Source organism: Affinundibacterium amnicola (assembly GCF_014284275.1).
In the GTDB taxonomy this organism is placed as follows: domain Bacteria; phylum Pseudomonadota; class Gammaproteobacteria; order Burkholderiales; family Burkholderiaceae_D; genus Undibacterium; species Undibacterium amnicola.
This window is the reverse complement of record NZ_JACOFU010000002.1, coordinates 551,076-563,587: the sequence shown is the minus strand read 5'-3', so window position 1 is coordinate 563,587 and position 12,512 is coordinate 551,076. Positions and strand designations below refer to the sequence as shown.

Here is a 12,512-nt window from a genome sequence, read left to right as displayed (position 1 = left end):
GTAACATCAGCTTGTAATACCATCGCGACGAAAACCAATATGTTGTCAGATGATGATGTAAAGACAAAGACTGCGGGTACTTTAGGTGTTCAACCTAGCGAGGTCGTTGTCGTGAATAAGCGTGTAGATGGCACAAATACCTACGTTGCAGTGAAGGCCAATGGTAACGAATTTAATTGTGTCATCAATGGCGGTAATTTGTTGAGTTTTGGAATGACAAATCCGCCGACCTGCGCAAAAAAAGGTATGCCATTAAATAGCAGCAGTCCTTTCAAATAATAATGCTGGTTAAGCTTGGATGAGTGATGATTCAAGTTGCGTAAGGTGGGAATAAAAAAAGCTGCTTTCAAAAAATTGAAGCAGCTTTTTTTTGCTTACGCAGATTGTGTTCTAGAAGATTTATACACCCAATAATTCGACTTCAAAAATCAAAGTAGCATTTGGTGGAATCACGCCACCAGCGCCGCGAGGGCCATAGCCTAAGGCTGATGGGATTGTTAGGATTCGCGTGCCGCCTACTTTCATACCTTCTACACCTTCATCCCAACCTTTAATGACTTGACCTGCGCCGAGCGCAAATTCAAAGGGTGTGCCACGGTCTTTGCTGGAATCAAATTTTTTGCCAGCGCTGCCATCTGGATTCTGTAGCCAACCAGTGTAATGAACCTCAACATTTTTACCTGCGGTCGCTTCTGCGCCTGATCCTTCGATTTTATCTTCGTATTGTAGACCGCTGACGGTACTGATAGAGGACATGATTACTCCTTGATAGGGAATGTTAGAGAGATTTTGCAGGCGCCATTGTAGAGGAAAAGTCGACGAATTTGTATGCTTGCCTATGTGTTCACTTTGTTAATGCGAGGTAGAATACGCGCGATCAATGATTTAGTTGATTCAGTCTTTCTTTGCGAGTCTAAAGGTAATTCAATGAATTTATCCGCTGTAATGCGTTCTTGGGCTCGTGCTCTAGCCACGCAATTTCGATTCAAAATAATTCTTTTAAGTGTCATACCATTGATTATTTCCCTGCTGTTGTGGGGAGCATTGATGGCTTGGCGTATGCAAGCCGTGATCGATTTTGTGCAGTCTTACTTTGCCGTGCACGAAGGATATTCGAGCGCGGCGCAAGTGCTTAGTTCCCTTGGTTTACTGGCACTCAAGACAGTAGTCGTTCCTTTATTGGCGATGTGGTTACTATTGCCATTAGTCGTTATTAGTAGCCTGTTATTTATTGGCGTGTTGATTATGCCCATAATTGCTAAGCATGTGGGCGCGAGAGATTTTCCGCTGCTAGAGAAGCGCTATGGTGCTTCGTTTTTACATAGTTTGGGATTTTCATTCGGCTCCATTTTCCTGTTTGTGTTTGGGTGCGTAGTGACTTTACCTTTGATATTCATTCCGCCAATTTATGTTTTCGTGCAGCCTTTGTTGTGGGGATGGCTGACCTATCGTGTTATGAGTTACGACGCTTTGGCACTATTTGCTGACAGTGACGAGCGTAAACAATTGGTCGAGAAGCATCGTGGATCGCTATTATTAATTGGTTTAATTGCGGGTGCTTTTAGCAGCTTACCGTCGTTGTTATGGGTTGGAAGCGCCATATCTGTGGCTAACTTATTTTTGTTTCCGATTATAGTTAGCGCGGCAATTTGGGTTTATCTGCTGATTTTTATTTTCACCGGGCTGTGGTATCAGCATTTCTGTCTGCGAGCCTTACAAGAATTACGCCAAGAAAAAATGTCTGAGAACGTACAGACCGACGTGAGTTCGCGTCAACACACTTTAGAAATGTAGGAGCAAATGATGGCAATTGGATTAATTATTGTTGGAGATGAAATTTTATCTGGTAAGCGTGTAGATCAGCATTTGCCGAAAGTTATAGAGATTTTGAAAGAACGTGGGCTAAGTTTAGATTGGGCAGAATATGTTGGAGATGACCGGGTTCGCATTACTAATTTATTGACGCGTAGCTTTGCAAGTGGCGACATTGTTTTTAGTACTGGTGGAATAGGTGCAACACCTGATGACCACACGCGCCAGTGTGCAGCAGCTGCATTGAATTTGCCGCTGGCTCTCCATCCAGAAGCCAAAGTCTTGATTCAGCAGAGAATTCTAGAAATGAATGCAGATTCTCTACAAGAGCTTGATTTAAATAGCCCAGATCATTTGCATCGATTGAAAATGGGCGAGTTCCCTGAGGGGGCAGCGATTATCCCAAATCCGTTCAATAAGATCCCAGGCTTCACGATTCGACAGCATTACTTTGTTCCGGGTTTTCCGGTAATGGCCTGGCCCATGATTGCTTGGGTACTGGATACACATTACCCGCACTTATTTCACCAACGGCCATCAGATGAACAGGCAGTGCTAGTATTTGAAGTCGCCGAATCTCTATTGACACCCATGATGGAAACTCTCGAAGCGCGATATCCATTGATTAAAGTCTTCAGCTTACCGAGCGTTGGAACGGAAACGATGCGTCGTCATATTGAATTGGGTGTAAAGGGCGAGCCAACGCAGGTCGCGCAAGCTTTCATGGAGATGCTGTTGGGTTTGGATCAATTTCAAGCTGAATATCAACGCATTGAAGAGATTTAATTTTGCTCAATTCAACCAGGTGATTTTAGATTATGCCCAAGATTAAATTTACCTTGATTTCAACCAAAGATGCATTGATTGCCTTTGGTCCCATCGTGTTAATGGTCATTGCGGTATTGTTGGCGGCATATTATGTGGTTGATCCCGCACCAGGTAGGACACTCGATTTCAGTGCAGGGCAGGAAAATAGTGCTTACGAGCGATTTGCTAAACAGTACGCGGAAGAGCTAGCCAATAATCAGATCACCTTGCGCATTCATAAGTCACAAGGATCGCAAGAAAATCTTCAACAGATTGCCGATCCAGATTCGAATATCGATATTGGATTTGTACAAAGTGGTTCGACCACTGAGAAAGATGCGATAGAAAAGGGTCTGATCTCTTTAGGTAGTTTGTTTTATGAGCCAATTTGGATTTTCTATCGTGGTAAAAAAGAGATCACCAGCTTGACCGAATTAAAAGGCAAGCGGATCAATGTCGGTCCTGACGGGTTCGGTGTTCGACGCCTATTTCAGCAATTATTGTCGGTGAATAATCTTGAAGAAACGCAGGTCGAAATTCATCAATTAGAAAGCACACCCGCTACGGTGGCATTTATTGATGAGAAGATTGATGTGCTGGTAATGAGCTCTGCTTCAGATTCGCAACTGGTGCAGATGTTATTGCAAACACCGGGAGTGAAGTTATTTGATTTTGTGCAAGCTGAAGCTTATACAAGGCGATTTCCTTATCTGTCACATGTGGTCTTGCCGCGAGGAATCGTCGATATGGGAAAAGATATTCCCTCACGCGATTATCATTTGATTTCACCTACTGCCACACTGGTCGCGCATGAAAGTTTGCATCCTGCCTTAATCAGTTTATTTTTGCAGGCAGCTAAGAAAATACATGGTAGTGCCAATTGGTTCAGTAAGCAGGGTGAGTTTCCATCTGATCGCTATACAGAAATTACCGTGGAGCCGCAGGCAGAGAAATTTTATAAAAATGGCCCCCCATTTTTGCAGCGTTACTTGAGTTTTTGGATGTCCAATTTTCTTGAACGTATGTGGGTTTTATTGATCGCTTTTGGCGCATTGGCATTGCCACTCTCGAAAATTATTCCTCCTTTGTATGTATGGCGAGTGCGTTCTCGTATCTATCGCTGGTATGGTCAATTGCGTTCAGTTGAGCATGCCTTAGACGAAGCTTCTCCCGAACAAAGGCAGCAAATAGCTGAGCAACAATTGCGGCGTTTGAATGAGATTGAAAATAAGGTCAATCAGATCTCTATCCCTTTATCTTATGCCGAGGAATTGTATGGCTTACGAAGCCATATTCAGTTTGTGCGTAGGCGGGTGCAAAGCGGCATGTAATGCATATCATTTCAAACTAATTAAGTTTGAATGTTTATCACTTATCGGGATGGGGAGTGAAGTTTAGAACATAAACCCCATCAGTACAGAGGCACACGAAATTACAAGACGGAGGGGAGTATCTTGTTTTTTCACAGGTAGATGTGCACCTCTGTACATCAGTGGTTCTTTCATGATCAGTCAAATTCTTGCGATGTTCGTTGTTGTATTAATCACTGTCGTGCATCAACAAGCTAACCCGCATTCAAACATATTCGCTTGAGTAAGACTGTCTGCATTTAGTTAAGTTCTATGTAAATTGTCTTAAATTTGTAATGCAATTGTGTGGTGTCGCTATAAATCTCAGTGATGTAGAAAACAATTTTTTCTACACCTAGGTTTGTTGGATGTGAGTGTCCACAGTTGTTTACCGTAAGACTAAAAATAATTCTTAGGGTCAAGCTGATAAGATTGACGGTATCATTACCCAATACTTTTGCTGATTTTTGAACTTTTTTGACATTTGCTTTTCTGCCTGTGCTGGTCTAATTCTTTGTATTCGAAAGTCTTAAAGGCACTAATAAATCACGTAAATTATTGTGATCAATTTCATACATCAATTCTAACAGCCTGCCAATCTCACCTCGTGGGAACCCTTCTCGCGCGAACCATCCTAAATAATCTCCAGGTAGATCTGCCAATAAGCGACCTTGATATTTCCCATAAGGCATAGTTTTTGTAACTAAAGAAATTAAATCGTCGGTTTGCATAGTGATCAATGGTGATGAAACTGTCTTCGTTCGGTTGGAAGGGCGTGATTACATGAAAAATTCTGAAGTGACGATGCTACAATTCCCGCCCATGTCGCCCATTTTATCGAATCCTGAATCTCATGAATATGCCATTAAATTCTACTTACCTAACCCCCTACGAACTTGGTAATCAAAATCAAACCACAACCTGGGAAAAATGTATTCCTTTTTACGAAAAATTAGCGGCAGATTTCCCACAAGTTTTGCGTTTCATGCAGATTGGCGTGTCGGACAATGGTATTCCTATGCATGCTGGTGTGATTACAGCTGATGCTGAGTTCGATCGTGAAACTTTAAAAGCGGCAGGTCGTCCGGTATTTTTTAATAATAATGGCATCCATCCGGGTGAGCCGGAGGGAATTGATGCATGCATGGCCTTGGTGAGAGATTTTTGTCTACAACCAGAACGTCTCGCTGCTTTGGGGCAAACCGTTTTTTTATTTATTCCCATCTACAACGTTGATGGTTGTTTGAATCGACAAAACACCTCGCGTGTTAATCAAGATGGACCGGAATTGTTTGGTTTTCGGGCAAATGCACGTAACCTCGATTTGAACCGCGATTTTATTAAATGCGATAGTCTGGCAGCACAAGTATTTAATCGTTTCTTCACGATGTGGGATCCCGATGTAATGGTCGATACGCATACTTCAAATGGCGCAGATTACAGCTATACCATGACCTTGATTCAAACGCAGGCAGATAAATTAGGGGATGGATTAGGGCCATTTTTGCGTAGCACGATGTTGCCCGCAATTTATGCCAATATGGAGCAGCGTGGTTGGCCTACCTGTCCATACGTCAATCCAGTTAAAGTGACGCCTGATGATGGGATCGAAGACTTTTTGGAAGTGCCGCGTTTTTCTACCGGCTTTGCGGCTTTGCATCACACCATTGGATTTATGCCAGAAACGCATATGCTCAAGCCATATGCAGATCGTTATGATTCCATGCGTGCTTTGGTTGAAGTCGTTCTAGATTTCACGATTGCGCATGCTACACAAATTCAGACATTGCGCGATCAGGCGCGGCAAGCCGCAACGCAGAAAAAACAATGGACCGTAAAATGGAAAGCAGACCACACGCGTCCATCAAGCTTTCGTTTCAAAGGCTATCAAGCGGTGTATAGCCCGAGTAAATTAGGGAACTATCTGCGTTTATCTTACGACCGCAATCAGCCTTGGGAAAAAGATATCGCTTACTTCGATCATTTTGTTGATGATGTGGTGATCAATACGCCCAAGGCGTACTTGATTCCTCAGGCTTGGCGTGAGGTAATCGAGCGTCTTCAATGGAATGGCGTGGTGTTAGATAAATTGACTGAGGATCAAACACTGCAAGTGCAGGTTTATCACATTGACGATGTATCGTCTCGATCAAATGCCTATGAAGGACATATGTTTCATGATGCGATGCGATTGTCAGTGCGCATGCAAACGATACAGGCAAGAGCGGGTGATTATCTGCTAGCTTTGAATCAGCCAAATGCGCGATACGCCATAGAAACTTTAGAGCCACAGGCGCATGATAGCTTTTTCCGCTGGGGATTTTTTAATAGCGTGTTGGAAAAGAAAGAAGCATTTTCTGATTATGTGTTTGAAGATAGTGCTTATGAAATGCTGCAAACCGAGCCAGGACTGGCAGAGAAATTTGAAGCGTGGAAGGCTGCGAATCCCGAACTGTTGAGCAATCAAGAGGCCGTTCTTGATTTTATTTTTGCGAATGGTCAACGCTTCCATGAGCCGGAATGGCGACGCTATCCAGTTTACTCGGTCGTATAAATGGCAATTATCTTTTATGAGTACATGCAGCAACCGCGATATTGGCTAGCGCATGATGAAAATGGTTACTGGTTGGTGCCAGCCAAAGAGCAGGGTTGGCATGATCGCTCGGTGTTTGTCGGGCATGCAATTAACTTGATTCCATTGCGCGATTTTGATGGCATCGATTTAGGTTTGCCTGTGGATTAGTTTGAGGCATTTTGTGGGGCAACCAGAGGTAGTTCAAGTGCAAAACTGGTTCCCACATTCTGTTGACTTCGTACTGAAATACTTCCACCTAAAATTGAATGGACGATGTTGTAGCTGATGTGTAGGCCTAATCCGCTACCACCTTGACCCAACCGTGTCGTGAAAAATGGCTCGAAGATGCGTTTTAGATTTTTTTCAGGGATGCCTTTGCCATTATCTTTGCAACGCAAAATGACGAACGTTTGATTGTAAAGCTCGGCCTCGATTTTAATTTCCCCCGGTTTGCCTGATTCGAATCCGTGCACGATCGCGTTAATGATTAAGTTGCTGAGTACTTGGCCTAGTGGACCCGGAAAGCTGTCCATCATAATTCCTGATTCAATGCTAACTTGAAGTTGGTGCCCATCTCTGCGCGTGCGGGCTGCGAGTGTTCTTGCAAGTTCTTCGCATATTTTTGCCAGATCAAATGTGCGTCTCTGGTTTGAAGTCTGATCAGCGGAAATTTGTTTGAAACTTGAAACCAGTTGTGCGGATGTATCGAGATTACGCACAATCAGCTCTACCGCCTCGGTTGAGTTGCGACAAAAACGTTCCATCTCTGATCGCTTCAGATTGCCATTGCGTATCGATTGAATAAATTCATCGTTCTTTTCTTTAAGTGAGCTTGCGACCAATAAACTATTGCCTATCGGTGTGTTTAGCTCATGTGCGACGCCGGCGACTATCGAACCAAGTGCAGCGAGTTTTTCTTGTTCCACGAGTTTGGACTGGGCTAATTTTACCCGTTCATAAGCTCTCGCTTTATCCAATGCAACTGCGGCGTAAGCGCCCAGCGTTCTTAGCATATCAAGATGCGTTGAATCATAGGCGTACGGACGCGTGCTAAGCACCGTAATCACGCCAATCACCTGATTATCAATAAACATCGGGACGTATAAGCCAGAGTTGGTTCTGGTGACTTCTGAATCATCTGACCGTTTTCGATGCATCACACCAAGATGGGTGTTGTCGTCCAAGGTATTGTCATGATCAAATTGGCCGATATTGAGTTCTTGTCCTGTAAGAATGCAAAGAGCCGCAGGTTGATTATTCGCATCGAGAGAACGGGAATAACGCTTCGCAGGTAGTCCCTGATCTAATACATTGTCGAAGGTGACGACCTTTTGATCCCAGTCCACCATGCCGATGCCATACACGTCTGCATCCATTAATTTTGAGACGTGTGTGTAAAAAACTTTTTGAATTGCTTCGATATCGAGTGATGCACTGATTTCTCTACCGATTTCGCTTAATAAGATGATGTCGCGTCGGGCTTTATCAGCAACTTCGCGCTCTTGCTCGGCAATTTCTTTTTCTTGCCGCAATTGATCTTTTTGTTCGTGAACTTCTTGCGTGCGTAGCTTGACTTGTAATTCTAAATGATCTCTTGTACGTTTTAAAAAACCAACCCGTAAGCGATAAAACAAAATGAATAGCGCGGAAACGCAGCAAACCAAAAGTAGTTGAAACCACCAGCTTTTCCAGATTGGTGGCGAGACACGTATCTTTAACTGTAGTGCATTTTCGTTCCATTCCCCAGTTGCACTTGCTGTTTTAACTTTAAGCACATAATTTCCTTGATCCAGATTCGTATAGGTCGCTAGCCCCTCGCCGGGTTTGCCATAAATCCAATCTTGATCAAAACCTTCCAATTTCCATGCATAGCGATTGAGCTGATAATCATAAAACTGCAATGCAGAAAATTCGAAACTGATCATGCTGTGTTTCGGTGTTAAGTGAATTTCATTCGCTTCATGTACCAATGTCGATATGCCAATTTCAGCGAGACTACTTGACTGCTGGGATGTCGATGTTCCTTGAATTTGATCAATCTGTGGCTCGACTGAGTTATCACTTAGTGAACGATTAAATGCCAAAATGTCAGACAGAATAACGGGGATCTTGGCGTGGTTATCTTTTAATTCTTCGGGCCGAAATACGATCAGTCCCCAAGCGCCAAAAAATAATCTGCCATCACTAGCCTGTGTTGTGGCACCAAAGCTAAAGCTGCCTTTCACTGGACCATTAAAATTGCTATACACGCGTGCGTTGGCGACTTCTGGCATTAATTGAACTAAACCTTTTTCTGCACCTAGCCATAAGTTTCCTTTGTCATCGTCCTGTATGGTAATCACCCATCCGGCGGGCATGCCGCTGACTTTTCGCCACGATTTTAAGTGCCACTGCTGACCAGATTGAATTAGTTGAAATAATCCAGTCGAAGTCCCGACCCAAATTTTTCCCGACCGGTCTTGATGTAAGCCATAGATCGATAAGGCGTTGGGATTTTTTACTTCAGCTGTTGGCGTCACCGTTTGTGAGAATTTTTCGGTCTTGAAATCCCATAGCTGCAAGCCGCCTTTAGTACCTATCCAAATGCGTCCTTCTTTATCTTCAAGCAAACAGTCAACTGTGTCGTGGGTTAAATAGCCTGGTTGATCGCGTGATGCTTTAAAGGTTTCGACTTTGAGTTCAGGAGAAACCCGGTATAAGCCATTGCCGCTGCCGGCCCACAGATCGCCGCGCTGGTCAATGATGATAGAGCTGATCGATTTTGCTCCCGGCGTTTCTTGAGACAGTGCAATTTTTTCTGAGATTTTTGTACGTGGATTAAAACGTACCAAGCCATCATCGCCACCTAACCAAAGTTGCTGGTCGTTTTGTAAGTGTAAAGCCTTGGTGAACCGAGACCCTGTTTCATTTTGTGGAAATTGTCTTGTCTTTCCGGTTTCCAAATCGAGATAATTGAGGGCGCCGCCATATGTAGCAACCCAAGCCTTGCCAGCACGGTCAAGTTGAATTCCCATCACGTTGTTATTGCTCAAACTATTTTTTTCTTCATCCAGATGGAAGTAGTGCGTAAATCCCTTGCTGCGCAAATCAACCAGACTAATACCATTACCCCAGGTCCCCACCCACAGCGTGCCGGTACGATCTTGAAAAAGCGACGCAATTGAGTTGCTGATAATGCTCGAAGTGAGTGTGGGGTAGTTTTTATATTGCTCAATTTTGACGGTGTCTTTTGGACGAATCCGGTACAGCGCGTTGTTGCCGCCGTAGCCTATCCACATCGATTTTTCCTCATCCATTAAGATAGCAAAAATACGTTCATTGGGAAGATTGAGCTGAGCATTGAGTGGATCTAGTTGTGCTTGTGTCTGCTTGACATTCCATATTTGTAAACCAGTCTGAGTTCCAAGCCATAAGCGATGTTGATCGTCTAAGGCCATATAACGAACAGAAAAATCGACGCGACTTTTATGGGTATTGACGCTTGCGGCATCGAATTGTTGCGCGACGACAGCGCTTGCCGTCAAATGAAAAACACGCGAGCCCAGGGCTGCCCAAATGCCGCCTTGTCCGTCTGAGGTGATCGAGCGAAGTTGAGCGCCATCATCTCCACTTAATGGAATTGCTTGAAATCGCTGCTCGGAATTCGCATGAGGATCAAAAAGATATAGGCGAGTGTGCGTCGCTACCCAAATTTTGTCTTGCGTGTTTGCTGCTAGTGACCAGACCCGTCTTTGTTGTAAAGACAGTTCCGCTGGCATAGCTTCGCGATCGATCTGTTCAGTTTTGGTATTGATGCGATCCAAACCGCCTGAAGTCGCTATCCATAAATAGTCCTGGTGCCCTTGTAGTATGGACGAAACTAAAGGGCCGCTCAGACTGTGTTTTTCTTCTGGATCAGAACTCCATTGACGAGTGCGACGTCCATCGTAGCGGGCTAAACCAGTTGACGTTCCTATCCACATTAAACCTAGTTTGTCTTGAAAAATGCTAGGAACTGAACCGTCGGATAAGCCTTGTTCTTGTGAAATGTGTGTAAAACGTAAATTTTGTTTTGAGTCAGCGTAAGCAGGATGGATATCAGTGAAAATCAGCCAGCCTAGCAGGCAACAGAAGCTGGAGATCGCTTTGTGAAATCCAAGAATTCGCATGGTGTTCACGCCTTTTTATGCATGTCGCTAACTGAGGTTTAGATTCGAGTTCAAGCACATTTTTTAAATCACTGTATTCCCGTGATCTGAGGTCGTCAATGTAAATAGTCAGGAAATGGATAGATCAGTATTGCATTTTGCAACAGTGCTCAGGTATGTCAGCAATGTGCCAGAAAAACACGAAGATGCTCATTTGTCTCATCATTCTAAACAACTAACTTAAAAATCAGTTGATAGATTCGGCTTTGACGCGCTTCGTCCTCGCTCTTGATTCATTGCAATTAAAGGCTATTTGAATCGATTTTGTCGTAAATCGTGAACATAGTATTTGTCTGAATTTTAACTTCGAAATCTTTTTCGGCATTTTTCGTAATTAATTCTTTGCAGCGCTTTAAAAACTCACTAGAATCAATCTGTTAGGCAAAATTGTTTGTCAAATTAAGGAGACTACTATGAAGAAAATGATTCTTGGCGCATGTTTGGGTTTTGCCTTGGTTGGCAGCGCTAGTGCGATTGAAGCGGCTAAGCCTGTTGATACCTCAGTTGATGGCATTTTTACAGCTTTATCGACTAGCCGTAATTTGCAAAAAACAGTGGATCAATTGATTGCCAATGGTGCGAATCATCATTCCGTAGTGTCAATCGCAGCCGCTGCGGGTATCCCACAAAGTAAAATTATGAAGTTGCAAGTGTGTGTGAATTCAGTTTCTGCCGATTCTACAACTTTAGGTGCGACTTGCTTGCGTCCAAAAACAGTCTTGACTGCCTACGAAAGTGGTTTGAATGACCCACTCGCCTATTTGCCAGCAACCGCAGCCGGTAAAAAAGCCAAAAAATAATTTCTGATTATTTTTTAATCGTTGGTATATCAGAAAAGCAGCTTAGGCTGCTTTTTTGTTTTTACGTGTATTTTTCTTGATAGATCTGCTTTTACCGACATCGCCCCGATGAGAGCTTAATAGACCAGAACAGGCCAGAATAGTTTTCTATCAGTTACAATCGAACTAATTATTTCTAATTATTCTTTGCATGTTTAAAACGATTCGAATTTTTATTTTATTGTTTATTCTGGCCGCAGTCAGTTACTCTGGATACCGGGCGAAAACTCAATCCGTTGAATGGAAATACACTTTGATGGTGAATGTCTATCCAATCAACGGTGACGGTAGTGAGATTGCAGACGATTATATTTCCAGATTAAGTCACGACGAATTCGCATCGATTGAACAATTCATGCTCGATGCTGCCGAGAAGTATGGACGCACTCAGCACGCCTCAATTCAAATACGCCTGCAAAGCAAGCTGGCAAAAAGACCACCAGCACCGCCCGAAAATGCGAATGTAGCTGAAATTATGTGGTGGAGTCTGCAATTCCGCTGGTGGGCATATCGCAATGCCAAAGTGCAGGGGCCAGGAACGCAGGTGCGTTTATTTGTGCAATATTTTGATCCACAAAGGCAACAGGTTCATCATTCGACTGCTTTGCAAGAGGGCTTAATTGGTCAAGTCAACGTATTTGCGAGTGCGGACATGCGTGAAAAGAATAATGTCGTGATTGCACATGAATTTCTACATACTTTGGGAGCGACCGATAAATACGATTTGAGTACAGACTTCCCAAAATTTCCCGATGGTTATGCAGAGCCTGATAAGTCGCCTTTGCATCCTCAGCGTTTTGCCGAAATTATGGGGGGACGTTTGGCATTGAATGAGTTCGATGCGGTTATCCCTAGTCACTTAAATCGCGTGGTGATTGGCTCTAAGACTGCGCAAGAGATTAATTTTCTTGCGAAATCAGAGAGCAATTAAGTTCAGTAGTAA

11 protein-coding genes are annotated in these 12,512 nt (G+C 43.5%); 8 read left to right on the top strand and 3 right to left on the bottom strand.

Annotation, left to right across the window (positions count from 1 at the left end):
• Nucleotides 1–39 precede the first annotated feature (39 nt).
• Nucleotides 40–279, top strand: a complete 240-nt coding sequence (locus H8K33_RS06655) for a hypothetical protein (protein ID WP_222613317.1) — start codon at nt 40–42, stop codon at nt 277–279.
• Between the two features lie 120 nt (nt 280–399).
• On the opposite strand, the gene H8K33_RS06650 is transcribed toward H8K33_RS06655, so the two are convergent.
• Complete coding sequence (locus H8K33_RS06650) at nt 400–756, bottom strand: FKBP-type peptidyl-prolyl cis-trans isomerase (protein WP_186890200.1); 357 nt, start codon at nt 754–756, stop codon at nt 400–402.
• A 171-nt stretch (nt 757–927) separates the two neighbouring features.
• Between H8K33_RS06650 and H8K33_RS06645 the strand changes: the two genes are divergently transcribed.
• The 3 genes from H8K33_RS06645 to H8K33_RS06635 are packed head-to-tail and all read left to right on the top strand — an operon-like array spanning nt 928 to nt 3,950.
• Nucleotides 928–1,794, top strand: a complete 867-nt coding sequence (locus H8K33_RS06645) for an EI24 domain-containing protein (protein ID WP_186890199.1) — start codon at nt 928–930, stop codon at nt 1,792–1,794.
• A gap of 9 nt (nt 1,795–1,803) precedes the next feature.
• Complete coding sequence (locus H8K33_RS06640; protein WP_186890198.1) at nt 1,804–2,598, top strand: competence/damage-inducible protein A; 795 nt, start codon at nt 1,804–1,806, stop codon at nt 2,596–2,598.
• A gap of 32 nt (nt 2,599–2,630) precedes the next feature.
• Complete coding sequence (locus H8K33_RS06635; RefSeq protein ID WP_186890197.1) at nt 2,631–3,950, top strand: TAXI family TRAP transporter solute-binding subunit; 1,320 nt, start codon at nt 2,631–2,633, stop codon at nt 3,948–3,950.
• 524 nt (nt 3,951–4,474) lie between these two features.
• Here H8K33_RS06635 and H8K33_RS06630 read toward each other — a convergent pair.
• The gene (locus H8K33_RS06630) at nt 4,475–4,699 is read right to left on the bottom strand and encodes a DUF3820 family protein (protein WP_186890196.1); all 225 of its coding nucleotides are present in this window, start codon (nt 4,697–4,699) and stop codon (nt 4,475–4,477) included.
• Between the two features lie 122 nt (nt 4,700–4,821).
• Between H8K33_RS06630 and H8K33_RS06625 the strand changes: the two genes are divergently transcribed.
• Together H8K33_RS06625 and H8K33_RS06620 are read left to right on the top strand one after the other, a co-directional pair.
• Nucleotides 4,822–6,522: a M14 family zinc carboxypeptidase gene (locus tag H8K33_RS06625; protein ID WP_246443383.1), complete on the top strand. Its 1,701-nt coding sequence runs from the start codon at nt 4,822–4,824 to the stop codon at nt 6,520–6,522.
• Nucleotides 6,523–6,711 carry a hypothetical protein gene (locus H8K33_RS06620; protein ID WP_186890194.1) on the top strand — a complete coding sequence of 63 codons (189 nt, stop codon included), beginning with the start codon at nt 6,523–6,525 and terminating at the stop codon, nt 6,709–6,711.
• Here H8K33_RS06620 and H8K33_RS06615 read toward each other — a convergent pair.
• Nucleotides 6,708–10,691: a two-component regulator propeller domain-containing protein gene (locus tag H8K33_RS06615; protein ID WP_186890193.1), complete on the bottom strand. Its 3,984-nt coding sequence runs from the start codon at nt 10,689–10,691 to the stop codon at nt 6,708–6,710. The two genes, H8K33_RS06620 and H8K33_RS06615, sit on opposite strands and share 4 nt — an antisense overlap.
• Nucleotides 10,692–11,143: 452 nt before the next feature.
• On the opposite strand from H8K33_RS06615, the gene H8K33_RS06610 reads away from it, so the two are divergent.
• Together H8K33_RS06610 and H8K33_RS06605 are read left to right on the top strand one after the other, a co-directional pair.
• A complete protein-coding gene (locus H8K33_RS06610) occupies nt 11,144–11,530 on the top strand; it encodes a hypothetical protein (protein ID WP_186890192.1) in 387 nt (128 codons plus the stop codon).
• A gap of 190 nt (nt 11,531–11,720) precedes the next feature.
• Entirely contained in the window at nt 11,721–12,500 is a 780-nt protein-coding gene (locus H8K33_RS06605; RefSeq protein WP_186890191.1) for a hypothetical protein, read from the top strand.
• Nucleotides 12,501–12,512: the final 12 nt, after the last annotated feature.